The sequence below is a fragment of the Salinicola lusitanus genome (genome assembly GCF_038648475.1).
GTDB classification, from domain to species: domain Bacteria; phylum Pseudomonadota; class Gammaproteobacteria; order Pseudomonadales; family Halomonadaceae; genus Salinicola; species Salinicola lusitanus.
In genome coordinates, this window is record NZ_CP151919.1 from 305704 (window position 1) to 331860 (window position 26157).

Annotated in this window: 21 protein-coding genes; 5 read left to right on the plus strand and 16 right to left on the minus strand. The window is 64.6% G+C overall.

Features of this window, described 5'->3' with window-relative positions; genetic code table 11:
- A complete protein-coding gene (locus tag AAGT95_RS01355; RefSeq protein WP_342595273.1) occupies window positions 1-3465 on the minus strand; it encodes a hypothetical protein in 3465 nt (1154 codons plus the stop codon).
- 293 nt (window positions 3466-3758) lie between these two features.
- Window positions 3759-5066: an OmpP1/FadL family transporter gene (locus AAGT95_RS01360; protein ID WP_342595274.1), complete on the minus strand. Its 1308-nt coding sequence runs from the start codon at window positions 5064-5066 to the stop codon at window positions 3759-3761.
- A 315-nt stretch (window positions 5067-5381) separates the two neighbouring features.
- Here AAGT95_RS01360 and AAGT95_RS01365 point away from each other — a divergent pair, with 315 nt between their 5' ends.
- The 3 genes from AAGT95_RS01365 to AAGT95_RS01375 all read left to right on the plus strand — a co-directional run bounded on the left by AAGT95_RS01365 (window position 5382) and on the right by AAGT95_RS01375 (window position 8892).
- Window positions 5382-5825 (plus strand): MerR family transcriptional regulator, encoded by a 444-nt coding sequence (locus AAGT95_RS01365; protein ID WP_110597849.1) that lies wholly within the window; start codon window positions 5382-5384, stop codon window positions 5823-5825.
- Window positions 5822-8347, plus strand: a complete 2526-nt coding sequence (locus tag AAGT95_RS01370) for a heavy metal translocating P-type ATPase (RefSeq protein WP_342595275.1) — start codon at window positions 5822-5824, stop codon at window positions 8345-8347. Before AAGT95_RS01365 ends, AAGT95_RS01370 begins: the two co-directional genes overlap by 4 nt.
- Window positions 8348-8457: 110 nt before the next feature.
- Window positions 8458-8892: a VOC family protein gene (locus AAGT95_RS01375; RefSeq protein WP_342595276.1), complete on the plus strand. Its 435-nt coding sequence runs from the start codon at window positions 8458-8460 to the stop codon at window positions 8890-8892.
- A 39-nt stretch (window positions 8893-8931) separates the two neighbouring features.
- On the opposite strand, the gene AAGT95_RS01380 is transcribed toward AAGT95_RS01375, so the two are convergent.
- The 12 genes from AAGT95_RS01380 to ffh all read right to left on the minus strand — a co-directional run bounded on the left by AAGT95_RS01380 (window position 8932) and on the right by ffh (window position 20926).
- Window positions 8932-9543 (minus strand): YitT family protein, encoded by a 612-nt coding sequence (locus tag AAGT95_RS01380; protein WP_110597851.1) that lies wholly within the window; start codon window positions 9541-9543, stop codon window positions 8932-8934.
- Between the two features lie 383 nt (window positions 9544-9926).
- Window positions 9927-11747 carry a single-stranded-DNA-specific exonuclease RecJ gene (locus AAGT95_RS01385; RefSeq protein ID WP_342595277.1) on the minus strand — a complete coding sequence of 607 codons (1821 nt, stop codon included), beginning with the start codon at window positions 11745-11747 and terminating at the stop codon, window positions 9927-9929.
- 7 nt (window positions 11748-11754) lie between these two features.
- The gene (locus AAGT95_RS01390) at window positions 11755-12375 is read right to left on the minus strand and encodes a glutathione S-transferase (RefSeq protein WP_342595278.1); all 621 of its coding nucleotides are present in this window, start codon (window positions 12373-12375) and stop codon (window positions 11755-11757) included.
- Window positions 12376-12426: 51 nt separating this feature from the next.
- Window positions 12427-13815, minus strand: a complete 1389-nt coding sequence (gene thrC / locus AAGT95_RS01395; RefSeq protein WP_342595279.1) for a threonine synthase — start codon at window positions 13813-13815, stop codon at window positions 12427-12429.
- Window positions 13816-13901: 86 nt separating this feature from the next.
- The gene (locus AAGT95_RS01400) at window positions 13902-15218 is read right to left on the minus strand and encodes a homoserine dehydrogenase (protein WP_110597855.1); all 1317 of its coding nucleotides are present in this window, start codon (window positions 15216-15218) and stop codon (window positions 13902-13904) included.
- A gap of 177 nt (window positions 15219-15395) precedes the next feature.
- Window positions 15396-16142: a DsbC family protein gene (locus tag AAGT95_RS01405; protein WP_342595280.1), complete on the minus strand. Its 747-nt coding sequence runs from the start codon at window positions 16140-16142 to the stop codon at window positions 15396-15398.
- A 2-nt stretch (window positions 16143-16144) separates the two neighbouring features.
- Window positions 16145-17032, minus strand: a complete 888-nt coding sequence (gene xerD, locus AAGT95_RS01410; RefSeq protein WP_342595281.1) for a site-specific tyrosine recombinase XerD — start codon at window positions 17030-17032, stop codon at window positions 16145-16147.
- A gap of 130 nt (window positions 17033-17162) precedes the next feature.
- A complete protein-coding gene (gene rplS / locus AAGT95_RS01415; RefSeq protein WP_110597858.1) occupies window positions 17163-17519 on the minus strand; it encodes a 50S ribosomal protein L19 in 357 nt (118 codons plus the stop codon).
- A 132-nt stretch (window positions 17520-17651) separates the two neighbouring features.
- Entirely contained in the window at window positions 17652-18431 is a 780-nt protein-coding gene (trmD, locus tag AAGT95_RS01420; protein WP_342595282.1) for a tRNA (guanosine(37)-N1)-methyltransferase TrmD, read from the minus strand.
- A gap of 80 nt (window positions 18432-18511) precedes the next feature.
- On the minus strand, window positions 18512-19042 hold the full coding sequence (rimM, locus tag AAGT95_RS01425) for a ribosome maturation factor RimM (protein ID WP_342595283.1): 531 nt from the start codon (window positions 19040-19042) through the stop codon (window positions 18512-18514).
- Between the two features lie 81 nt (window positions 19043-19123).
- Window positions 19124-19375 (minus strand): 30S ribosomal protein S16, encoded by a 252-nt coding sequence (gene rpsP / locus AAGT95_RS01430; protein WP_110597861.1) that lies wholly within the window; start codon window positions 19373-19375, stop codon window positions 19124-19126.
- 135 nt (window positions 19376-19510) lie between these two features.
- A complete protein-coding gene (ffh, locus tag AAGT95_RS01435) occupies window positions 19511-20926 on the minus strand; it encodes a signal recognition particle protein (RefSeq protein ID WP_110597862.1) in 1416 nt (471 codons plus the stop codon).
- Window positions 20927-21243: 317 nt separating this feature from the next.
- On the opposite strand from ffh, the gene AAGT95_RS01440 reads away from it, so the two are divergent.
- Together AAGT95_RS01440 and AAGT95_RS01445 are read left to right on the plus strand one after the other, a co-directional pair.
- On the plus strand, window positions 21244-22047 hold the full coding sequence (locus AAGT95_RS01440; protein WP_342595284.1) for a cytochrome C assembly family protein: 804 nt from the start codon (window positions 21244-21246) through the stop codon (window positions 22045-22047).
- A gap of 104 nt (window positions 22048-22151) precedes the next feature.
- Entirely contained in the window at window positions 22152-23435 is a 1284-nt protein-coding gene (locus tag AAGT95_RS01445; protein ID WP_110597864.1) for an HlyC/CorC family transporter, read from the plus strand.
- Between the two features lie 186 nt (window positions 23436-23621).
- Here AAGT95_RS01445 and AAGT95_RS01450 read toward each other — a convergent pair whose 3' ends face one another.
- Together AAGT95_RS01450 and AAGT95_RS01455 are read right to left on the minus strand one after the other, a co-directional pair.
- Entirely contained in the window at window positions 23622-25523 is a 1902-nt protein-coding gene (locus tag AAGT95_RS01450; protein WP_232822182.1) for an MFS transporter, read from the minus strand.
- Window positions 25520-26134: a TetR/AcrR family transcriptional regulator gene (locus AAGT95_RS01455; protein WP_110597865.1), complete on the minus strand. Its 615-nt coding sequence runs from the start codon at window positions 26132-26134 to the stop codon at window positions 25520-25522. Before AAGT95_RS01455 ends, AAGT95_RS01450 begins: the two co-directional genes overlap by 4 nt.
- Between the last annotated feature and the right edge of the window lie 23 nt (window positions 26135-26157).

The window sequence follows — 26157 nt, forward strand, 5'->3', positions numbered from 1 at the left end:
TCAGGCGCGCCGCTCGACGCCGATCGTCTCGAGCCAGGCGTTGAGATCCTTGGTGCTGATCTTTTCGTCGCTGCCATCGCTCTTCTTGAAGGTATCCAGCACTTCGAACAGCCCCTGATCCTCCAACAGCAGTGCCGCCGCTTCCTGTTCGCTTTCGTCGCGATCCTCGTCATCGGCGAACTTCTTGAGATCATCGCGGCTGACGATATCGTCCTTGCCATTCCAGTCGTCCCAACTGTCGATCGCCACGGTCAGCGCCTCCTCGTTGTCACGATAGAAATCGACGTCGTAGTCCCCCACGACCGAGGCCCGACGGTAATCATCCAGCCCGACTTCGCCGATGGTCGCGAGCCAGTCGTCGAGGTCCCGGGTACTGATCTTGCTATCCTTGCCGCCACCTTTCTGGAAAGTGTCCAGGGTGTCGAACAGCCCCTCGTTGTCGAGCAGCAGGTTCGCTGCATCATGCTCGGCATCGCTCCGATCGTCATCGTCGACGATCTTCTCGAGATCATCGCGGCTGACGATGTCATCCTTGCCGTTCCAGTCGTTCCAGCGCTCGGCAATGGTCTGGAACTCGGCCGCGTGGTCCTGCAGGAACTGCGAGCCATAGCCGCTGGCCGCCGCCGTCTGTCGATACTCCTCCACGCTATCCTCGCCAAGTTCCTCCAGCCAGGTGTCGAGATCGTTGGTGCTGATCTTGGCGTCGCCGTCGCCCCCGTGCTTGAGGGAATCCAGCCCATCGTAGAAACCGTTCTCGTCCAGCAGGAACTGGGCAGCGTCGCGTTCGCCCTGGCTCCTGCTCTTGTCGGCGATGAAACCCTTCAGATCGTCGCGGCTGACGATGGCATCCTTGCCATTCCAGTCGTCCCAGACGCTGGCGATGGTGTCGATCTCCGTCTTGTGCGCATCGAAGAACTCTCGGCCATAGAGCGTCATCATCGCCTCCATGCGCGAATTTCTGCGAAGTTCGTCGGTGCCCAACCCCTCGTCGCCAGCATCCATGTCCGTGCTGCTCCAGGGGCGCCAATCGTCGGTCTTGCTGATATGGTCCTTGCCGGTCTGGCGCGTGGTGCTACCGGTCAGATGTTTCTCCCAAAGATTCTCGGTGCCGGGGTCACCGTCCTTGTGCAGATGGGGTGCCAGCCGGGAGAGCGAGCTGCCGCGTTCGCCCTCGGTATCCTGAAAGTGCTGCCACTCCTTCGACTGGTAGTCGAAGATCGATTGGTCGTCAGGCGTGTCTCGACCGCCGTACATGTAGGACTCGTAGCGGGCAAACTCGAGCTTGTCGCCCCAATCGTCCTCGGTGACACCGTATTCGGAAAGATCCTTGAAGAAGTCTCCTTGGGAGTCGGTCAGCTTCTGCATTTTCTGGTGATTGATCGCTTCGGCGATCAGCGTCCCGGCGATACCGAAGATGGTGCCGACGACACCCAGAACGGGGCCAGCCACGCGCGCGCCCATGAAGATCCCGCTCATCACGCGGGTGCCGATACCCCCGAGATTGGCGGCAAGATTGCTGCCGCTGGGCGCAAACATCGACACCGTGTTGGCGAGCGCCATGCCGGTGGTCGAGGAACCCAGCCCGATCTGAATGCCGGCGCCGGCTCTCTCCAGCGCCGTATCGGCATCCTTGAGCTTCTTGACGCCGGTGACGAGATCCATGACGCCACCGGTGATGTCCAGCCCCGCTCCCCCCATGAAGCGCAGATACGAGCGTCCGACCCTCTTGGCGATATCGGTGCCAGAGGTCCGGGTACCGGTGTCGATCATCTGGTTGCCCAGGTTTTCCGCCAGCTTGTCGAAGTTTCTTCGCCCGTTCTCATCGAGATCGTCGAGTGGAATGCCCTGATTGCCCAGACTCCGAGACCCGTTGTCCACGCGCAGGCTGATGTTTTCGGCGAAGAGATCGGCTTTGACATCGGCACCGGATTTCCAGATATCCGGGAAGTTGTCACCCAGCAGCCCGAGCCAGGCGGTCGCATTGGCGCGCGGCACGCCGCCTTCGATGCCGGGCACATCGCGCTTCCCGCCCAGCGTCTCGATGAGGTTCGAACCGAACTTGGCAAAGTCGTTGCCGAAACTGAGCGCGCCCACCAGATCGCGAACGGCCCCTACCCGCTCATCGGTGGTCATCTCGTCCCAACCGCCGTTGGATATCTGCATGCCACCGCTGATCAGGCTCATCATCCCGCTCATGGCACCCAGCGTACCGCTGGAACTGGCCGAATCGAGAACCTTCTTGAAGGTCCCCTTTTCCGCCTCCGGCAGCGCGGTCAGGTTGTCGTTGACGATCTTCTGGAACAGCTTGTTCTTTTCCGCCTGACTGATACCCGGCCGGTTGGTGACCTCAGTCGCCAGGCGCAGGGATTCGGCGAGTTTCTTGTGCTCGCCCGCCGACAGGTTGGATAGGGAGGACTTGAACGATTCCAGATCGCGATTCAGGGTCTGATAGGCGTTATAGGACTTGTCGGTCTTGTCCAGATGCTGAAGCGCGCTGTTGATGCCGCCCTGGACGATATCGATGGTGTCACGCAGCCCCGTGCTGACATTTTCGGCATCTACCGAGTCGGGGTTCTCCATATAGCCATCGAGCTGATGGGTCATCATGTTCTGGTCGAAGGTCTGCTTCCGGTCCTTGTAGCGATCCGGTTCCAGCGCCTGCAGGGCTTCGAAGTAGTTGTCGACTTCAGCCTGAATCCCGTCCGAAAGCGCCTCGTCGTCCGTCGCTTCCGCCTTCTCCTTCATCGCAATGACGTAATCCTCGAAATCGAGGTTGGCCTTGCCGTCGGCGTCGAACAGCGCTTCGTTGACCTTGTCGCTGATCGCCTCATGCTTGTCGTCGGGGACGCTCTCGATAGCCCCCTGCAGCGAATCGTCGTAGCGCTTGCTGATACCCTCCTTCTGCATCAGCTCGGAGATCTGCTTGGCGAGTTCGTCCTCGTCGATGAGCGCCTTGGCGTCGTCACCGGTGAGATGCGTCGGCTCCGTTTGTGTCTGCCGATAGGTCGAACCGCCGGACTCGATCAGCTCGACGTAGCCGTAGAGATCGTAGCCATGATCGGTGGCCCCCTGAGCATCGATCAGATCGACCAGCTTCGCTTCGTCCGACTCTTCGCCAAGCTTGCCGCTCTTGACGTCATCGCGGATCCCCTGGATGAAATCCTCGGCAGCTTTCTGCCCTACCGTCTTGTGATTGCCGTCATCGTCCGTGTCATCGACTTCGGCCTCCATCAGGCCGTCGTCGGTGAAATCCGGAATATCGTACTTGTCGCGTATCTGCCCGGCGCTCAGTGAGGTATCGGAGACCTGCTCCGGCTTCTCCGCATCGCTCTCTGTCGTCTCGCCGTTGCTCTTGCCCGAGGCGACGGCCCTGACCAGCGTCGACAGCCACTGCGGAGAGCCGGCCGGTGCGCCAGTGGTATCCGGTGTCTCGATTTCGCGATCTGAGTTAACGGCGGGGGCCATCGATAGTCTCCTGAGCGGGAAGGGAAGTCTGAATCGGCCGACTGGACGCCATTCAGTATCTCGCCTCCCCGTCGTCCAGACAGGGCGAATGGGTGACTAATTTTTTTATTGTGTAACGATTCGGAAACGACTGACGACAGTTGTGCATCTCCATTATCGATCCGGACTCGAGCGGCCGATTGCCGGCGTCGATTCGCCGCCAGCCGGGCACGAACCGCCATTACGCGAAGACCCCGGCCTTGGCCGGGGTCGCAGTGTGGTCGAGCGCGAGTGTCGACGGATGAACCTGGGCCCTAGAAGCGATAGGTCGCCTGCACGCCGAACAGGTTGAGCGAATTGTCATATTCGGCCTGATAGGAGGTACCGTTCTCGTCCTGCAGATCGACGTCGGCGCGATCTTCCCAGATGTAGCTGTAGGCGGCATCGATGGTCAGGTCGGGGATCGGCGTCCAGCCGGCGCCGATCGAGACCAGGGTCCGGTCCGCCGTGGGTACACGTGGGCTGCGATGGGCATCCTTGACCGGTGACTGGTCGTAGGCGATACCACCGCGCAGGGTCCAGGCCGGATTGACCTTGTAGGAGAGGCCGGCGGCATACTGCCAGGTGTCGCGATAGTCCTGCTGCTCGTTGATATCCAGCCCCAGGTCGTTGTCGACCACCAATTGATCGAAGCGGCTCCAGCGGATATAGGTCGCCCCGGCCATCACCGTCCAGCGGTCGTCGAGCTGGTGGGTCACCGAGAAGTCGATGGTCTCGGGCAGGGTGATATCGAGCGAGGCGTCGCCGTCGGCGTTGAGGAAGACCGGGCCGCCAGCACCGACCCCGCCGAAGACGTTGGAGGCATCGACGTCGCCGGTGAGATGGTATTCGACCTTGGAGCGGTAGGTGAGACCCAGGGTGGTGGACTCCACCGGGCGGTAGATCATACCGATATTGTAGCCCCAGGCGTCGTCGTTACCCTTGACGTTGACGGTACCGTCACCGCCGGCGGTCGGGTTGAGCGGATTGGGCGTCTTGCTCTCCAGCTCGCCCTTGATGTGGTTGTAGGTCACGCCGACCCCGATCGCGAACTTGTCGTTGAAGCGATACGACAGCGTGGGCTGGGCGGTGATGATCTCCAGATCGCTGTAGTTGCCGAAGTAGCGTCCCTTGAAGTCGTCGCTGTAGTCGGTAACCAGGCCGAACGGCGCATAGACGCCGAGACCGAAGCTCCAGCGATCGTTGATCGGCTGCACGTAGTAGCCGAACGGTACCGCCTTGTGCGGGATCATGTCACCGTCGGTGCTGCCCCCGGTGCCGACCACGGCGACACCAGCCGGCGTGAGCGCCGGCTGGGTACCGCTGTCGTTGCTGATATCCGAGCTGGCATCGATGTAGTGGGTACCCACGGTGACCTGGGCGCGGTCGAGGAACGACATGCCAGCCGGGTTGCCGAAGACGATGGAGCCGTCCTGCACGTTGGAGGTGCGTCCGGCCCAGGAGGTCCCCTGGCCGCTGACGCTCTGCTCCTGAAGCTGGAAGGCACCGGCCATGGCCTGACTGGAGGCGGCGGCGCTCACCAAGGCGATGGCCAGCGATAGACGACGATAGCGAATGATCATGATTGATTCCCCTGGACCCAGGAAGCCGCCGCGGCGTCTTGCTCGCCTGTCATGCGGTCGGTGATTCCGTTGTTCTCCAAGCCAATTCCCGGCATGGGAAAGGCTCGACTTGTCGCTTTCCGTTGTGACGGAATGGCGGTTTAGCGTCAATTAGCAAACGGTCGTTTTAATCGAGTTTTGGGGATTTCTTTGGTCGTAAGACCAACGGCTATAGCCGATCGGCAGTGACGACGAACGCCCGCTGCCATGTCTTGACCTCTGGGTAACACCCAGGTTTTAGACTCATGTTGAAGACAGGTCCCGCGAGGATATCCCATGAAAGTCACCGAACTGGCCCGGGCCGCGGGCGTCACTCCCGAGACGGTACGCCACTACGCGCGCCAGTCTCTGCTGAACCCGCGCCGCGACCCTGACAATGGTTACCAGCTGTTCGATCAGCGCGATCTCGAGCGGCTGCGTTTCATCCAGCGGGCGCGGACCCTGGGCTTCAACCTCAAGGAGATCGCCGACATTCTGGAACAGGCGGACCAGGGTGATTCGCCCTGTCCGCTGGTGCGCGACCTGCTGGCCGCCCGCCTGCCCCAGATCCACGCCCGGATTCAGGAACTTCAGGCCCTGGCGAATCGCATGGAGCGGGCCATGGAGGAGTGGTCGAACCTGCCGGACGGCACCCCCGATGGCCACAGCATCTGCCGCCTGATCGAACAGTCGTCCGAGGGCGGCGGCGAGTGCCCCGCCACCGCAAGGAGAGATCCATGAACCGCTACCCCTATCGCATCGAGGCCATGCACTGCCAGGGATGCGTCGGCCGGATGCGTAGCGCCATCCAGGCCGAGGACGAAGATGCCGACATCAGTGGCGAACCCGGCAACAAGCGCCTCGAGGTGGCCAGCAAGCTGCCGCGGGAGCGAATCGCTCGAATACTGGCCGAGGCCGGTTACCCACCGGACGAGGAGATCCCAGGAGAAACCGTTGCCCCGACCTCGTCCGAGGCGGCCGGCGAAACGGAGTCGACGTCGAAGGTCGGGCGACAGCAACGCCTGTCGATCAGTGGAATGACCTGCGCCGGCTGCGTCAACGCCGTTCAGAAAGCGCTGTCCAGGACGCCCGGCGTGCAGCATGCCCAGGTCAACTTCGCCAGCGAGACGGCCCAGGTCAGCGGCCAGGCCACCACCGCCGACCTGATCGCCGCGGTCGAGCAGGTCGGCTACGGCGCCTCGCCGATCGAGGATCTCCGCCAGGCTGCCACCAGGCGCCAGCAGAATGCGGACCGTCAGGCACGTCGCCATGCCATCGAATCCGCCGCCAGCCTGGCGCTGGGCGTGCCGATGATGCTGGCGATGTTCGTCCATACCCCGCAACTCGTCGGCGGCGAGCGCTGGATCTGGCTAGCGCTGGGGCTTGCCACCCTCGGCGTCCTGGCGACGGCCGGGCGGCGCTTCTTCGACGGGGCGTGGAAGGCGTTTCGCCATCATCAGGCCAACATGGATACCTTGATCGCCCTGGGCAGCGCGGCGGCCTGGCTCTACTCGATGGCCGTGATCCTGGTCCCCGATGCCATCCCCGAAGGATCGCGTCATCTCTATTTCGAGGCCTCGCTGATGATCATTGGTCTGATCGGCGTCGGGCAGACGCTGGAGCTGCGTGCGCGAGGGCGCACCAGCCAGGCGCTCTCCCGCCTGCTCGATCTGCAGTGCAGGACGGCCCGGGTGATTCGGGGTGGCGAGGAGCTCGACGTCGAGATCGATCGAGTCCAGGTCGACGATCGAATCCGGGTACGCCCCGGCGAGCGCCTCCCGGTCGATGGCAAGGTCGAGGATGGCGAAAGCTTCATCGACGAATCGATGCTCACCGGCGAGCCGGCGCCGGTTCGCAAGGCCCCGGGAGACCCGGTCAGCGCCGGCACCGTCAACGGCAAGGGCGGCCTGATCTATCGCACGACCCATGTCGGTGAAGAGACCCGGCTGGGCCGCATCGTCGACCAGGTCTCCCGCGCCCAGGAGTCGCGGCCGCCGATCGGCGCGCTGGCGGACAAGGTCTCGGCGATCTTCGTGCCCTGCGTGATGATCATCGCCGTGATCTCGGCGATGATCTGGCTCAATGTCGGTCCACCACCGCAACTCGTGCACATGCTGGTGGCGGCGACCACCGTGCTGATCATTGCCTGCCCTTGCGCGCTGGGCCTGGCGACGCCGATCTCGACCATGATCGGGATCGGCAAGGCCGCCGAGTATGGTGTGCTGATTCGCGACGGCGAGGCGCTGCAGACCGCCAGCCATCTGACCACGCTGGTCGTCGACAAGACCGGGACACTGACCGTCGGCAAGCCGGGCGTTACCGACAGTCGCTACTGGCAGGACGAATCCCGCAGCAAGGCCGTGGTAGCCGCCCTGGAGCGCGGTTCGGAGCATCCGCTGGCCGATGCCCTGATGACCCATGTCGGCGCTGCCACGGCTGGCCCGGCACTTCACGACTTCCGGAGCCTGACCGGCCGCGGCGTCGTCGCCACGCTGGACGATGGTAGCCAGGCCTTGCTGGGCAACGCAGCGCTGATGAGGAACCACGACATCGACCTCGCCGCCGCCGTAGCCGAGCTCGAGACGTGGCAGGCCGAGGCGACCAGCGTGGTCTATCTCGCCGTTGGCGGCCAGCTGGCGGCGCTGTTCGCGGTTCGCGACGCGCTGCGTCCGGACAGCCACCCGGCGATCGCCCGGCTGCAGAAGGAGGGGCTGAAAGTGGTGATGCTCAGCGGTGACAATCGAGCGGCTGCAGAAGCCATCGGCCGCGAAGCGGGGATCGATGACGTGCGCGCCGAACTGATGCCCGAGGACAAGCAGCGGGTGATCGCCGAGCTGCAGCAGGCCGGCGAGCGTGTCGGCATGGTCGGGGACGGTGTCAACGATGCCCCGGCGCTGGCCCAGGCCGACGTGGGCTTCGCCATCGGCCAGGGCACCGATATCGCCATCGAGAGCGCCGGCATCACGCTGATGCGGAACTCGCTGCATGGCGTCGGTGACGCCATCGCCATCAGCCGCGCGACCCTCTCCAACATCAAGCAGAACCTGTGGGGCGCGTTCGGCTACAACGCGTTGGGTATCCCGATTGCCGCCGGTATACTCTACCCGCTCACCGGACTGCTGCTGTCGCCGATGATCGCGGCGCTGGCAATGTCGCTGTCGTCGGTGACGGTGGTCAGCAACGCCAACCGACTGCGGCGATTGCGACCCGGTGGTGCTCAACGCCACCCAATCGAGATCGACGCCAAGGAAGCGACGGCATGACACTTCTGCTCAACACCCTGGGCATTGCGGTGATTCTGTTCATCGTCTGGTGGTTCTGGCTGCGCGGCTGATCGCAGCCAGCCAAGGGCGAAACCGGCAAGGAGGGAGCGATGACCTCACCCCACCACGCGCCGCCGCTGGGCGGCGTCATCGAGAGCGTTCTCTACACGGCCGACATGCAGCGGGCCCGACACTTCTTCACCCAAGTGCTCGGGCTCGAATCTCATCTCGAGGACGAGCGCTTCACCGCCTACCCCACCGGCAACACCATGCTGCTGGTGTTCCAGCAGGGCCAGACCGGCGAGACGGTCCGCCTGCCGGATGACATGGGAACCATCCCGCCCCACGACGGCGAGGGTCGCCAACACCTGGCGCTGGCGATTCCCGCCGAAAGTCTCGACGACTGGGAAGTGCATCTGGCCGCGCACGGCATCGAGATCGAAGGCCGGACGCGCTGGCCGAAAGGGAGCGTGAGTCTCTATTTTCGCGATCCGGACGACCACCTGCTCGAACTGGTCACGCCGGGATTGTGGCCCAACTATTGAACGCCATCGCCGATCGAAGCCGCTTCCTCGGCTGGCCCTTCAACTCTGACTGACCCCGGTGTAGAGCCCCGGGCGGTGGTTGATGGTGAGAATCGCGCCCAGCACCACGGTGCCGACGATCGAGTAGAGCACATTGGTGACCGGCAGCACGAAGAACGCAGCCAGCATGATCAGGCCGTCCAGACCCATCTGGACCTTTCCCGCCGGCCAGCCGTAGCGATCCTGCAGATAGACCGCGAGGATGTTGAAGCCGCCGAGGCTCCCACGATGGCGAAACAGGAACAGCACGCCCAGGCCGATCAGGCTCCCCCCCGCCAGCGCCGCGAACAGCGGCTCGACCGCACCGATCTCCATCCAGCCCGGCAGCATCCAGGAGATCCAGGACAGCAGCGCCACCGCACCGAAGGTCTTCAACGTGAAATGGTGGCCGATGCGTCGCCAGGCCAGCCAGTAGAACGGCAGATTGACGACGAAGAAGACCGGTCCGAAGCTCCATCCGGTGACGTAGGTCACCAGCAGCGCGATCCCCGCGGTACTGCCGATCAGGATATGGGCATGATGATACAGCGCCAGGCCGAGGGCAGCGCAGGACGCCCCCAGCAGAATGGCCAGCACGTCCTCGTGGGGACGGTGGCGATAGACCCGTTCCATGCGGAACCCCTTGTTGTCGTTGTACCGCCGGATAGGCAGTCGAATTCAGCGTCGGCGCTTGTGGCGCCTCCGAGATTATAAGGCAAGTCTACAAAGCGGACGGCAAGAAGTCAGCGGGCACCCCTTGCCCCCGATGCGCCGGGGGAATGCTGGACAGCCCGGCGAGCGTAGGAACCGGGGTGGCGTTCCGCCACAAGGCATGGGGAGCACAAGCTCGAAGCGAAGCGTAGAGAACGTCCGAGAGGCGGCCCGGTAGCGGCGAGAAACCGCGGGGTGCGAGTCCACCGGAGCCTATGGGATATCGGTGAGGATTCCGAGCGGACCGGCGCCCCGGCACCGCACGACGCAATGATTCACCGCGGGCGCCGAGTTCGCGCAGCCGTCTAGTCAGTATCTTCCCGAAGGCGCTCGGCGTGCTCGACCATTAGCTGCAAAGACTCCCGCCCCTTCCAGCGGTTGCGAGAGAGCTTGAAGGCGCAGCGCACGCTGTCGCCCAGCGAGATCGGCGCGGCCTCGCCGGGGTTGAGCGCGCGGAACCAGATCGCCCGGCAGACGACCGCGTCGCAGGAGAGCTCGAGCATCAGATGATTGCCCTCGGCACCCACCGCGCGCAGCTGCTCGACGACAAATTCACCCTCGAACAGCGGCGCGTCGAACTCACGCCCATATGGCGCCAGCGCTTCGAGCTCGCCCAACGTCGGAAGGCCCAATTGCGAGGCTGCCAACGGACCATCGGTCCAGACCACCGGGAACAACTCCCGCTCGCCGAGCTGTTCCCGTACCGCCTGCAGGAACGCGCGCTGGAACGTCTCCTTCTCGGCCAGAGGTACGCCCACGCCGGCAGCCCCCCGGTGCCCGCCGAAACGCGGCAGACTCGACGGCGAGAGCTCATGAGCACGCTGCAGCGCATCGCGCAGATGCAGGGCGTCGATCGAGCGTCCCGAGCCGGTAAGCATGTCCGGCGCGGTCGCCGGTGTCAGCACCAGCGTCGGCCGGCCGTAGGAGTGCACCAGCCGCGAGGCGACAATGCCCTGCACGCCGGCGTGCCCTTCCGGCAGATGGATCACCAGCGCCGGCCAGTTCTCCTCCAGCTGCGGCCTGGCCAGGGCGCGAGCGCTCTCGACCATCTCCGCCTCGAGCGCCTTGCGTGCCTGGTTGTCATCGTCGAGGACCTGCAGATGCTGACGTGCCACGCCGTCCTCCTCCGCCAGCATGAAGTGCAGCGCGGCGTAGGGATCGTCCAGGCGCGAACGGGCATTGATGCGCGGCCCCATCTGGAACGCCAGGGTCTCGGCGTCGAACGGCACGCTGTCGGCACCGAGGCGCTCGGCCATCACCCGCCAGCAGGCGGACTCCATCCGATTGATCAGCCGCAATCCGTAGGTCACCACGGCGCGATTGGCGGCACTCGCCCCCAGCGAGACACAATCGGCCACCGTGCCCAGGGCGACGTAGGAGAGCCACGGCGAGAGCTTCGGCGTCGATGCCGACAGCACGCCCTGCTCGACCAGCACCGAGCGGGTCAGCGACATCATCAGCCAGGCGACCATGCAGCCGGCAATGGTCTTGTCGGGATAGCCGCAATCGGGGCGCGTGGGGTTGATGGTGGCATAGGCAGAGGCCGGAGGCCCCTCCACCGGCAGCGCGTGGTGATCGGTCACCACCACGTCGATACCGGCCTCGCGCAGCCGGGCGATTCGCGGCTCGTCCGAGGAGCCGCAGTCGGCGGTGATCACCAGGCTGGGGCGCGGTTTCAGCGCCAGGGTGCGCTCGACCAGCGGCAGACTGATGCCGTAGCCGTCGTTGATTCGATGGCCGATCAGGCTGTGCAGCCTTGTCGCCGGCACACCGAACAGCTCGGTCATCGAACGCAGCATCACCACGTGCGACGTGATGCCGTCGACATCGTAGTCGGTCAGAATGCCGATGTGCTCGCCCTCGCTCACCGCCCGGGCGATGCGCTCGGCGCCACGCCGAGCGTCGCAGAGCTGCTCGGGATGGTTGAGGTAGCGCAGTGCCGGCGCGGTCAGCGCCTCCAGCGGGCCGTCGTGGCCGTGCAGGCGCCCGGCCAGAATCCGCGCCTGAAGCTCGGAGAGCCCGGCGGCCAACCCGCGCCGATAGACCTCTTCGTCACGGGGGCGCGGCTGAATGCGGCGACGGGAATGGTCGCGAATCGGCTCCGGCGAAGTCGAGAGGAGAGACATCGGGAACTCAGGTGAGTGCGATCATGACATGCTGGCGATAGGCTGGACGCGCCTGCAGCCGCGTGTACCAGGCGGCCAGATGCGGCAGGTCGGGACGCTCGATGGCCATTTCGAACCAGGCGTAGGCGAAGCAGCCCAGCGGGATATCCCCCATCCCCCACGCCGCCCCCGATAGAAAGGGCTGTTCGGCCAAGGTTCGATCTGCCATGGCGAGTAGCGCACCGCAGCCGGCGAGCCCTTTTTCGACCGCCTTGGCGTCACGCTGCTCGGCCGGCAGGCGCACCGTATTCCAGAACAGGTCCCGGAAGGGGGATGCCAGCGACGATGTCGTCCAGTCCATCCACTTGTCGGCGTCGGCACGCGCTGCGGGATCGTCGTCATACAGGGAGTCGCGGCCATACTTGGCGCATAGATAGCGCACGATCGCGTTCGATTCCCAAAGCACGAAGTCGCCGTCCTGCAGGCACGGGATCAGACCGTTGGGATTCATGGCCCGGTAGGCGGGTTCGTCGACCATGCCATAGGCACCGCCCGCATCGATTCGTTCGAAGGGCAGCTCCAGCTCGGCGGCACACCACAGCACCTTCTTGACGTTGGTGGAGTTCGCCCGTCCCCAGATCTTCAACATGACTTGTTCTCCCTGCCGTCCCGTACGGCGTTTCGCGCCGTGCGCTTCGGCTCAGCGCCGGTTGTCGGCGACGAACGCCTGCACGGCTTTCAGCTCGGCAGGCAGTACGCTGTAGCGCTCTTCGCGCTCAAGCAGGTCATCCATGTGCGGTGGCAGCGGCACGCCGGAGAATCCCGCCTTGACCACGGCCTCGGCGAACTTGGCCGGATGCGCGGTCGCCAGCGTGATCATCGGCGTCACGGCATCGGCACGTGCACGCTCCGCCGCCCGGTAACCGGTGGCGGTATGCGGATCGAGCAGCTCCTTGGTGCGATGGTGCGCGTCGCGAATCGCCTCGAGGATGGTGTCGTCGTCGACGCTGAAGCTCGAGAACTTCTCGCGCAGCCTGGCCAGTGGCGCGTCAGCCAGCACGGCCGGCTCCTGCTGGAAGCGTTCGAGCAGGTCGCGGACGGCGTCGCCGTCGCGGTCATAGGCATCGAACAGCAGCCGTTCGAAATTCGACGACACCACGATATCCATGGAGGGCGCCAGCGTCGCCGCCAGTTCACGCTTGGAGAAGTCGTTGTCGGCGAGCGTACGGTGGAGAATGTCGTTGGCGTTGGTGGCGATGATGAACTGCTTCACCGGCAGGCCCATCCGACTCGCCATGTAGCCGGCGAAGAGGTTGCCGAAGTTGGCCGAGGGCACGCAGAAGCTGACCTCGCGATGCGGTGCCCCGAGCGCCACGCCGGCAGCCACGTAGTAGACGATCTGGGCCATGATCCGCGCCCAGTTGATCGAGTTGACCGCCACCAGCCGCTCGCCGTCGAGGAAGGCCTGGTCGGCGAAGCTCGCCTTGACCATCGCCTGGGCGTCGTCGAAGTTGCCCTCGATGGCGATGTTGAAGACGTTGTCCGCGAGTACCGTGGTCATCTGGCGTCGCTGCACCTCGGAGACCCGGTTGTGCGGATGCAGGATGAAGATATCGAGATGGTCGCAGTGACGACAGCCCTCGATCGCCGCCGAGCCGGTATCGCCGGAGGTGGCGCCCATGATCACCGCACGCTCGCCACGCTTGGCCAGGAAGTGATCGAGGATGCGCCCTAAAAGTTGCAGCGCGACATCCTTGAACGCCAGGGTCGGGCCGTGGAACAGCTCGAGCAGGAAGTGGTTGGCGTCGAGCTGATTGAGCGGCACCACCGCCTCGTGGCTGAACGTCGAGTAGGCATCGTGGACCAGACCGCGGAAGGTCTCGTCGTCGATCTCGCCGCCGACGAACGGCTTCATTACCCGGAAGGCGATCTCGGCATAGGAGAGCCCGGCCATGGAGGCGAGCTCTTCATGGGACAGTTGCGGCACCGTTTCCGGTACATAGAGCCCGCCGTCCACCGCCATGCCGGTCAGCACCACTTCCTCGAAATTCAGCGCCGGCGCCTGGCCGCGCGTACTGATATAACGCATGTTTCACTCCGTGAGTGGCGAGCTTCGAGCTGCGAGTCTCGAGCTGATATTGACCGAGGCCCGCGGCTCGTAGCTTGTGGCTGCGATTATTCCTGCTCGTCCAGCGACTCGACGCGGATCCGCGTCACCGGTCCGGCGATGTCGGCCAGCGATTCCAACTGACGGATCGCCTCGTTCATGTGCTTCTCGCGGGTCCGGTGGGTCAGCAGGATGATCGGCACCAGTTCGCCTTCGGTGGCTTCCTTCTGGATGATCGCCTCGATCGAGATACCCTGCTCGGCGAGGATCGTCGCCACCCGAGCCAGCACGCCGGGGCGATCCACCGCCAGCAACCTCAGATAGTACGCCGTGACAATCTCTTCCATCGGCAGGATCGGCAGCGCGTTGGCCTCGTCGTTGACGCCGCTGAAGGCAAGGTAGGGCACCCGGTAGCTGTGGGCAGTGGCGATGTTGCGGGCCACGTCGAGCAGATCGGCAACGACCGCCGAGGCGGTGGGCTCGGCACCGGCGCCGGCGCCGTAGTAGAGCGTCGGCCCTACGGCGTCACCCATCACCGCAATGGCGTTCTTGACCCCGTGCACATTGGCCAGCAGCCGCTCCTTGGGAATCAACGTCGGATGCACGCGCAGCTCGACGCCGTTGTCGCCACGCCGGGTGATGCCCAGATGCTTGATGGTGTAGCCGAGGTTATCGGCCTGCTCGACGTCTTCGGCAGTGATCCGCGCGATGCCCTCGGTGTAGGCGCGATCGAACTGCAGCGGCACACCGTAGGCGATGGAGGCGAGAATCGTCAGCTTGTGGGCGGCGTCGATACCTTCGACGTCGAAGGTCGGGTCGGCCTCGGCATAGCCCAGTGCCTGGGCTTCGGCGAGGACGTCCTCGAACGCCCGCCCTTCGTCGCGCATATGGGTCAGGATGTAGTTGCCGGTACCGTTGATGATGCCGGCAAGCCACTGGATACGGTTGGCGCCGAGACCTTCGCGCAGCGACTTGATCACCGGAATGCCGCCGGCCACGGCCGCTTCGAAAGCGACGATGACCCCCTTCTTGTGGGCCGCGTGAAAGATCTCGTTGCCGTGGACGGCGATCAGCGCCTTGTTGGCGGTGACCACGTGCTTGCCGTGCTCGATCGCCGTCATCACCAGCTCTCGGGCGACGTCGTAGCCGCCGATGAGTTCGACCAGCACATCGATATCGGGATTGCGCGCGACCTCGAAGATGTCACGCGTCACCTTGACCCCGGAAGTGTCGCAGTCGGGATTGTCATGACGTGCACCCACCTGCTCGATGACGATGGGACGCCCCGCGCGCCGGGCGATCTCGTCGGCGTTGCGCGTCAGAACGTCGAAGGTGCCACCGCCCACGGTGCCCAGCCCGCAGATACCCACTCTCACCGGATCCAAGATGTCGCTCTCCCCTGCTCGATTGTACTGGTCGCCTCACCCCACGGAGCGGTGACCGCGGTCGCGGCACCTGTCCTTTGTCGAACGGATTTCATCCACAAAGCGCCCTGAAGGGCGGTCACGGTAGAAAGCCCAGCCCCCCTTGTCAAGCCGACTCGAGGGGATTCACGCCAGGCGTCAGCTGTCGCCGTCGGCATTCACGTCGAGCATCGCCGCCAGACGCTTCGCCGGCAGATAGCCGGGTACCATTTTGCCATCGGGGAAGATGATCGCGGGCGTTCCCTGAATGCCGGACTCGACGCCGAGCCGATACTGGGCCGCAATCGGAGCGTCGCAGTTCTTCGACGCGTCCACCTCGTCACCGCGGAACGCAGCGCTCATCGCCTCGGAGCGGTTGTCGGCACACCATACCCGGGCGAGCTGCCGGGCGGCATCCGAACTGGGACCCATGCGCGGGAAGGCCAGGTAGTCCACCTCGATCCCCATGTCGTTGAGCTGGGACAGCTCGGCATGCAGCTTGTGACAGTAGGGGCAGGTGGGGTCGGTGAACACGGTGAGCCTGGCCTTCACCTCGCCGGCCGGCTTGTAGACCACCCGCTGGTCCTCGGGAACGGCGTCGACCAGGGCCTTGCGGCGCTGGTTGGCGGCCTGTTCGGTCAGATTGACCATGCCGTCGTCGGCGTTTTCATAGAGGTCGCCGACGATCAGGTACCGCCCGTCGGCATCCGAATAGAGCGTGTTACCGCCGCGCAGACGTACCTCGTAGAGCCCCGGCACCGGTGAGTCATCGATGGCCTCGATCGGCAGCGGCTGACCACTGTGGGCATTCAGCTTGTCGGCGAGGTCGGCGGGGGGCTCGGCGAACGCACTCGGCGCCAGAGCCACGCCCACCAGGGCAAGTGCGGGCAGTAAACGACTTCTCATGTTCAACCTCTCGGGTGGTGTTGGGCGTGCAGCGCTTCCAGGCGCGCCTGGGCCACGTGGGTATAGATCTGCGTGGTCGACAGGTCGCTGTGACCCAGCAGCAACTGTACGACACGTAAATTGGCCCCATGATTCAATAAATGAGTCGCGAAGGCGTGGCGAAGGGTGTGGGGCGACAGCGGCTTGTCGATGGCCGCCAGCTGGGCGTAGTGCTTGAGCCGGTACCAGAAGGTCTGGCGGGTCATGAAACCGTCGTGTCGGCCGGGGAACAGCGGCGGCTGACGGATATCCCGCATCAGCTCGTTGCGGCCCTGACGCAGATAGCGGTCGACCCAGGCCAGGGCCTCCTCCCCCAGCGGCACGAGACGCTCCTTGTCGCCCTTGCCACGCACCATCACGACTCCCTGGCGCAGGTTGATCGCGTTGACGGTCAGCCCCACCAGTTCCGATACCCGCAACCCGCAGGCGTAGAGCACTTCCAGCATGGCGCGATCCCGCAACCCCAGCGCAGTCTCCACATCCGGCGCCAGCAGCAGGCGATCGACATCGTGCTCCTCGAGTGTCGATGGCAGCCCCGGCTGCACTCGGGGGGCCTGAATCTCCGCCAGCGGGTCGTGACTCATCAGCCCTTCCGCCAGCGCCCAGCGATAGAAGCGCCGCAGACAGGAGAGCTGGCGGGCGATGGAACGCGCATGGTAGCGCTCACGACAGACATCGACGAACGCCACCAGCGTACTCTCGCCGGGCGCCAGCAGCCGTTCGTCCTGCGCTTCGAGATAACCGATCCAGGCCGTCAGATCGCGGCGGTAGGCGCTCAGCGTATGCTCGCTGACACCGCGTTCCAGCCACAGCGCATCGAGGAAGGCATCGCGTCGGTCGTGGTCGTTCATGCGGCTCCGTGATGGCAGGGGCTATGTGGCCAAAAGCACCATCATAACGCGGAAACCCCGCGAGCCGAACGACTCGCGGGGTTTCCTGCGGACCAGCCGGATGCGCCTCCACTCGAAGGCGCGGGCCGGATCAGCCCAGCTTTTCCTTGATGCGGGCAGACTTGCCGCTGCGCTCGCGGAGGTAGTAAAGCTTGGCCTGGCGCACGTCGCCGCGACGCTTGACTTCGATACCGGCCACCAGCGGGCTGTAGGTCTGGAAGGTACGCTCGACGCCGACACCGTGGGAGATCTTGCGCACGGTGAAGGCGGAGTTCAGGCCGCGGTTACGCTTGCCGATGACGACGCCTTCGAAAGCCTGGAGGCGCTCGCGGCTGCCTTCCACGACCTTGACCTGGACGACAATGGTATCGCCGGGCGCGAACGCCGGGATTTCCTTGCTCATCTGCTCGTTCTCGAGCGCCTGGATCACCTTGCTCTTGCTACTCATGTCTTGCTCCTCGTTGAAGAAACGCCCCTGGGGCGTTTCGTGATCCCGGCGCCCGTCCGACGAACGGTCGGGGCGGAATCGGACTCGTGGATGACACATGTCGACGGTCACTCTGTGCGAGAACCTACCGTCTCATGCACCGCCGTCGCGGGAAGAGATGCTTCCCGCGGCGTGTTCGTCGATGAATTCGTCGAGCAGCTTGCGCTGTTCGCGATCCAACGTTCGGCTCTCCAGCATATCCGGGCGCCTGAGCCAGGTGCGCCCGAGGGATTGCTTCAGTCGCCAGCGACGAATCAGCTCGTGATTGCCGCTGAGCAGGACGTCCGGGACACGATGGCCGTCGATCACCTCGGGCCGCGTGTAGTGCGGGCAGTCCAGCAGGCCATCGGCGAACGAATCCTCGCTGGCCGAATCGCTGTGGCCCAGCACCCCGGGCACTTCGCGCGCCAGCGCATCGATCATCACCATGGCCGGCAGCTCGCCGCCGCTGAGCACATAGTCGCCGATCGACCACTCTTCATCGATATCGGCCTCGACCACGCGCTCGTCGATACCTTCGTAACGACCCGCCACCACGATCAGCCCGTCACGGGTTGCCAGCTCCCGCGCCCCTGCCTGATCCAGCCTGCGTCCCTGGGGAGACAGATAGATCACGCTGGGCCGATGGCCGGCGGACTCGGCACCGGCCCGCGCCTCGGCCAATGCCCCGCGCAGGGTGTCGACCTTCATCAGCATGCCGGGGCCGCCGCCATAGGGACGGTCGTCCACCGTACGGTGCCGGTCGGTGGCGTAGTCACGGGGATTCCAGAACGCCAGTTCCAGCAGCCCCCGTTCAACGGCGCGTCCGGTGACACCGTGCCGGGTGATCGCCTCGAACATCTCCGGGAACAGGGATACGACACCAATCCACACGGTACGCTTCTCCTACCCGTTGCCGAACGCTTGGCTCTCACCGACCTGGACAGCGGCACCGGGTGCCAGCACTGTCGTCGTCAGAAGGCGGGGTCCCAATCGACGATCATGGAGCGATCGGCCAGATCGACCTGAACGATGACGTCGTCAGGCAGGAACGGCAGCAGCCGCTCGCGATCATCGAGGCTCTCCTCGGAGGGCCTGACCACCAGCACATCGTTGGCACCGGTCTCGAACAAGTGGTCGACACGTCCCAGCTTGACGCCGTCGCGGGTCACCACCTCGAGCCCTTCCAACTGATGCCAGTAATATTCGCCGCTATCCAGTTCGGGTAGCGCCGTCTTTTCCACCGCCACATCGGCACCGGCCCACTGCTCGGCCAGCTCCCGCGTGTCGATGCCTTCCAGTCGCACCACCAGACCCTTGCCCTGCGGCCGCGCCTCGAGCAGACGTCGCGACTGCTGCTGCCCCCGCATCGACAGTATCCACACCGGATAATCGAAGATGCCCTGGGCCGGACTGGTGTACGAGTAGACCTTGAGCCACCCTTTCACGCCGTGCGGGCTGGTCAATCGACCCAGCACCACCTGTTGCGTCTCGTCACCCTGCATAGGTTATGTCCTGCTCGGAATCTTTCGGCAAGGTTTCACCCGACAGTGTCTTGCGAGCCGCCTGCGGCATGACGATCGATCTCAGGCCTGGGCCTTGCGAGCTTCTTTGACCAGCTCGGCGACGCGATCGGAGACCTGCGCACCCTGGGACTGCCAGTGGGTGACACGGTCCAGATCGACACGCAGGCGCTCTTCCTGGCCGCGGGCGACCGGATTGAAGAAGCCGACGCGCTCGATGAAGCGTCCATCGCGGGAAACGCGAGAGTCGCTGACGGTCAGGTGATAGAAGGGACGCTTCTTGGCGCCACCACGTGCCAGACGAATGGTTACCATTGCGTTGATAATCCTTCGGTTAAGTTAATCGTTACGCCACGAAATCGAGTCTTCTCGGACACTCGCCCGAGACGAAGACGCAGCATTCTACGGAAAACACCGTGTATTGGAAACCTTTTGTTGCGGGTGGGCGAGTCAGCGCCGGGGGAAACCGCCGCCGCCCATGCCCCCCATCCCGCCGGGGCCTCCGGGACCGCCAGGTCCTCCGCCCCCCATCATGCCGGACATGCCGCGCATCATCTTCTGCATGCCGCCCTTCTGGCCGGCTTTCTTCATCATCTTCTGCATCTGCTTGTGCTGCTTGAGCAGACGATTGAGATCGGGCACCTGCAGCCCCGCCCCCATGGCGATACGCCGCTTGCGCGAACCGTTGATGATCTCGGGCTTGCGGCGCTCCTGGGGCGTCATCGAGTTGATCAGCGACTCGAGCTTGCCGAACTCCTGCTCGGCGCCCTTGTTCTGGGCCATCTCCGCCATCTGCCCCATGCCCGGCAGCTTGGACATCAGCCCACCCATGCCGCCCATCTTCTTGAGCTGCTGAAGCTGGTCGCGGAAGTCCTCGAGATCGAATCCCTGCCCCTTCTTGACCTTCTTGGCCAGCCGCTCGGCCTTGCCCTTGTCGACGTTGCGCTCGGCCTCCTCGATCAGCGACAGCACGTCGCCCATGCCGAGAATCCGCGAGGCCACGCGATCGGGATGGAACGGCTCGAGAGCATCGACCTTCTCGCCCATCCCCATGAACTTGATCGGCTTGCCGGTGATATGACGCACCGACAGCGCCGCACCGCCGCGCGCATCGCCGTCGGCCTTGGTCAGGATGACCCCGGTCAGCGGTAGCGCGTCATGGAACGCCTTGGCAGTGTTGGCGGCATCCTGGCCGGTCATGGCGTCGACGACGAACAGTGTCTCCTGGGGCTGGATCGCCTGATTCAGGGCCTGGATCTCCGCCATCATCGCCTCGTCCACCGCCAGCCGGCCGGCGGTGTCGACGATCACCACGTCGTGGAACTGGATCTTGGCGTGCTTGATCGCCGCCTCGGCGATCGCCACCGGCTGCTGGGCGCTGGTCGACGGGAAGAAATCGACCTCCACTTCCCTGGCCAGCGTCTCGAGCTGATCGATGGCCGCCGGCCGGTAGACGTCGGCGGAGACCACCAGCACTTTCTTGTTCTCGCGCTCGCGCAGGTACTTGGCCAGCTTGGCGACGGAAGTGGTCTTGCCCGCCCCCTGCAGGCCGGCCATCAGCACGACGGCGGGGGTGCCCTTGAGCGTCAGCGCCTCGTTGGCCTGGCCCATGATCGACTCCAGCTCCTGCTGGACGATCTTGACGAACTGCTGGCCCGGCGAGAGGCTCTTGGAGACCTCCTGCCCGACCGCGCGTTCGCGCACCCGATCGACGAAGTCCTTGACCACCGGCAGGGCGACATCGGCTTCGAGCAGCGCCCGACGGACTTCGCGCAGCGTGTCCTTGATGTTGTCTTCGGTCAGACGCGCCTGGCCGGTAATCGACTTGAGCGTCTGCGACAGGCGATTGGAGAGACTTTCGAACATGAAACGCTCCGGGCAGCGATGCCTGGCATCACCGAGGCTCGAACTCGAGCTCGCGACGCCACTGGAAAGGAATGTGGCCAGCATTATACGCATGGATGCGGCCAGGCTCCATGCAGTGCGGCGCCACGAGTCGATGGCTGGGCGAGTTGGCGGTGATTGGGTATAGTGGCGGCGAAACGCGATGGCCTATCATTCAGGATCCGTTGCCGCTTGTACGGCCGCGCTGAAGCGGCAACAGCTCCCGGCGCATCCGCATCTCGCACTCTTTTCATCGTCACGGCGGCTGCTCGAAGACCGCCCACGAGGCCAAAACACCGATGCCGGCGCTTCCTTTCGCCCTTGTCGCTATTGTCTGTTATCTCGCCGCCGGGCTATGGCAGAGCCTGAGCCTTGCCCGACGGGTCGCCGAACGCCCGAGCTGGGTACGCAGCGCCGGGTTGATCGCGCTGGGCTGCCACACCTTCATCATCGCCCTGGCCATCATCGGCCCGCACGGCCTGCATCTGGGACTGACCCAGAGTGCCGCGCTGGTGGGCTGGCTGGTCGTGGCGCTGCTGCTGGCCGCCAGCCTGTTCAAGCCCGTACTCAACGCCGGCGTCTGCGTTTTCCCGCTGGCCGCCATCACCATCGTCGGCGTGGTCGGCATGCCCAGCCGAATGATCGAGTCCGGGGTCTCTCCCGGCCTCTATTTCCATATCCTCAGCTCGATCGCCGCGTTCTCCTTCCTGGCCATTGCCGCGGTCCAGGCCGCGCTGCTCGGTTTCCAGCACCACGCCCTGAAGCGCCGCCAGACCAGCGGCATCGTCCAGGTACTACCGCCGCTGACCCGCATGGAGCAACTGCTGTTCGAGCTGATCTGGTGCGGCATGCTGCTGCTGACGGTCGCCATCGTCAGCGGATTCGTGTTCGTCGACAATCTGTTCGCCCAGCACCTGGCCCACAAGACCATCCTGTCGCTGCTGGCGTGGCTGATATTCGCCGGCCTGCTGGCGGGGCATCATCTTCTCGGCTGGCGTGGACCCAAGGCGGTGCGCTGGACGCTGGCCGGTGCCGCGATGCTGGTATTGGCGTTCTTCGGCACCAAGTTCGTGCTCGAATACATCTTCCATTACAACGCCTGAGCACTTGCCCGGCCGGAAACTCCGTCGCGCGGTCATCGGCCGCGTTGACAGGCTCCGGCTAACGCCCTACAACAACCTGACAACTCCATGAGGAATTCTCCGCCTTGAGCGACGACATACCCCTGGGCCTCATGCTGGGCCTGCTGTTTGTTCTGGTCTGCCTGTCAGCATTCTTCTCCAGTTCGGAAACCGGCATGATGTCGATCAATCGCTATCGATTGAATCATCAGGCCAACGCCGGTTCTCGCTCCGCCAGCCGCGTCGTCGAGCTGCTCAAGCGCCCCGACCGCCTGCTGGGCGTGATCCTCATCGGCAACAATTTGGTCAACAACCTCGCCGCCTCCATTGCCACCATCGTCGCCATCCATTTCTTCGGCGACGTCTCCGGGCCGGCCATCGCCACGCTGGTGCTGACCATCGTCGTGCTGATCTTCGGCGAGGTCACGCCCAAGACCTACGCCGCCGTCAAACCGGACCGCATCGCGCTGCCCGCCTCGTTGATCCTGGCGCCGCTGCTGCGGCTGCTCTACCCGGTGGTGTGGCTGGTCAACGCCATCTCCAACGGCCTGCTGCGGCTCATCGGCGTCCGCCACCTGGACGCCGGCGCCGACAACCTGACCCGCGACGAACTGCGCAGCGTGGTGCACGAAGCCGGCTCGCTCATTCCCAGCCGCCACCAGGCGATGCTGCTGTCGATCCTCGATCTCGAGAACGTCACCGTCAACGACATCATGGTGCCCCGTCACGAAATCGTCGGCCTCGACCTGGACGACGATCTGGAAACCCTGCTCGCCCAGATCCGCCAGAGCCAGCACACCCGGCTGCCGATCTTCAAGGGCGACATCAACAACATCATCGGCATTCTGCATCTGCGTAACGCCTCGCGCTTTCTCTCCAAGCCGGATCTCAACAAGGCCGCCATCGTCCAGGAAGCCCGGGAACCGTACTTCATTCCGGAGTCGACGCCCCTGCACACGCAACTGCTCAATTTCCAGCAGCAGAAGCGCCGCATCGGCGTCGTGGTGGACGAGTATGGTGATGTCGAGGGGCTGGCCACGCTGGAGGACATCCTGGAGGAGATCGTCGGCGAGTTCACCACCGACGTCGCCGGCACCTACAAGGACATTCACCCGCAGACGGATGGCGGCTATATCATCGAGGGCACGGCCAACATCCGCGAGGTCAACAAGGCGCTCGGCTGGCAGCTGCCGACGGATGGCCCCAAGACCCTCAACGGGCTGATTCTGGAGGAACTGGAGTCCTTCCCCGATGCCCAGGCCTGCCTGCAGATCGGCGCGACCCGCCTGGAAATCCTCGAGATCGGGGACAACCTGATCACCTCGGTGCGCTGCTGGCAACAGGGCGTGCGGCGCCGCAGCGGCGAATGAGCCGACAAGGGCGCGGACAGGATGCTGACCGCGATCGGCGCGGGCTAGGGTTGGTACGGAAAATCGGCGAGCGAAGGCCAGACCGGGACGCGTAGCCAAGGCAAAAATCGACAAAGACGGACCGGCCTGGCGCTCCAGCCGATTTCGACGCCTTATTGCCGAGCACAGCCAGGTTTCGTACAGAGCCTAGATCGGACCACCCAGCTTCCGGGACAAGCTCTGATCGGCCGCCCGCTTGAGACCTCGAACCCGCCGTTCCAGGGTTCGCCTCGGCGAGTAGCCGGCGGGAATCGGCTCGCCGAAGACCAGCAGCACCCGCGCTCTCAGCCGGCGCGGCCATTTGGTCAGCGCCTTGCCATCCTTGTTGGATGTCCACGACCCCCACAGCCCCGACAGCGCCGCCGGCACCACCGGCACCGGATCCCGCGCCAGCACCAGGTCCAGGCCCCGCCGGAAAGCGTGCACATCGCCGTCCGGCGTCAACCGCCCTTCGGGGAAGATCATCACCACCTCGCCATTGCGCAACGCGCGACTGACTTCTTCCAGCGCGCGACGAACGCCGCCAGGATCGCGGCGGTCGGAGTCGACCGGAATGGCACCCGCGATCCGGAAGAACCAGTGAACCCAGGGGTTTTCGTAGATCGGCCGATCCATCATGAATCGCAGCGGACGGGGGCAGGCGCCACCGAGCACCAGCGCATCCATGAAGCTGACATGGTTGCAGACCACCAGCGCCGGCCCGGTGGCGGGTACATGCTGTCGGCCACGGCACCGGAGCCGGTACAGCATTTGAACCAGGGCAAAAATCAGCAGTCTCAGCGCGGGCCGGGGGTTTCGCATCAGCAGCGCCACGCCCACCAGCAGGGCCGACCAGCCCAGGCAGGCGAATAGCGTGAAGAGCGACAGCTCCATCACGCTCAGCACCACGATCCCGAACACGGCGGAGAGAATCATGAACAGCGCGTTGAGAATGTTGTTGGCGGCGATCATGCGGGCCCGACGCTCCTCGCGGCTGGCCAGCTGCATCAGGGTATAGAGCGGCACGCTATAGAGGCCGCCGCCGAGCCCCACCAGCGCCAGCAGCGTGCTCATGCGCCAGAAGTCAGTCATCGCCAGTAGCTCGACCAGGGTCAGGCGTTCCGCGGCGAAACTCGACTGCGCAGCCAGCTCGAGCCCGGAGACACCGATGACCAGCGCGCCGATGGGCACCAAACCGAGTTCCAGCCGCCCCGCCGACAACCGCGAACAGAGCAGCGCCCCCAGGCCCACGCCAATCGCGAAGGCGCCGAGCAGGAAGCTGACGGCACCTTCGCTGCCGTGCACCACGTCTTTCACCCATGCAGGCAACTGGGTCAGGTAACAGGCGCCCAGAAACCAGAAGAAGCTGATACCGATCAGTGCCGGACGAACCTTCTTCTCGGCAAGACCGTCACGCAGCACTCCCCAGGTACCGGAGAGCGGGCGCCATGGCACGCGCCCGGTCACGCTCGGAGGCGCCGCCGGGATTCTCAGGCTGACGACGACACCGATCACGGCAATCACCACCAGGCTGGTCGCAATGGCCGCCCTTCCCAGCGCGCCTTCCAGCGAAGCCAGTACGCCGGCCGCCAGAGTCCCCAGCAGAATCGACACGAAAGTGCCCAGGTTGACCCAGGCATTGCCCTTGACCAGCTCGGTGGCGGCCAGGTGCTGCGGCAGGATGGCGTACTTGACCGGACCGAACAGCGCCGACTGCGTGCCCATCATGAACAACAGTGCCAGCAGCAGGCCAAACAGCTCGAACCAGACCGCTGCCGCGGCCGCGATCATCGTGGCCAGCTCCAGCAGCTTGAGCCGGCGGACGAGCCTCTGCTTGTCGAGATGATCGGCGAGGGTGCCGCCCCAGGCGGAAAACAGGAAGAATGGCAGGATGAAGAGTCCCGCTGCCAGGTTGTTCAGCAATCCCGTGTCCCAGCCGTAGCGGGGTACGGCGACGAAGGTCAGCAGCAGCAGCAGGACATTCTTGAAAAGGTTGTCGTTGAAGGCACCCAGGGCCTGGGTCCAGAAGAACGGCGCAAAGCGGCGCTGGGCCAGCAACCCCGAATTCACGAGTCTTCCGACAGGTAGCGCAGGCCATTCAGCGTCATCGACAACAGCTGGTCGAGCAGTTCGCCCACTTCCATCGGCTGCCCCTGCCAGTAACCGAGGCGGTCGTTGAGCCCCAACTGGACCAGGCCATGCACGCTGCCCCAGAGCGTTCTTGCCATGCGCCGGGCAGCGGCATCGTCGAGTGCCGGCTGATGAGCCTTGAGTGCGCTCTCGACGCGCAGGAACAGCGCATCGATGATATGACTCTGGCGCTCGTCGAGCTCCCCCTCGTCCGCCAACGGATACTCGAACAGCATCTGCCAGCGATGAGGCTCATGCTGGGCAAACTGCCAGTAGGCCGTCGCCAGGGCCTTGAGCTGCGGCTCCGGGTCGGCGTCTTCCAGCCAGGATACCGCCGCCCCCATCCTGTCGAGCGTCTCGATGTTGACGTACTGCAGCAGGTTGCTGAAGCTGCCGTAGAGCTTGAGCAGCGTGCTCGGTGCGCAACCCACATCGCGAGCCAGTGAGCGCAGCGACAGCGTGTGCACGGGATTTTCTCGCAGCCAGGCATCGCAGGCCGCCATGACCTGTGCATGGAGCGCCTCGGGGGCGTGCTGTCGCGGTCGAGCCATGAAATTCCTCGCTCGGAATGATG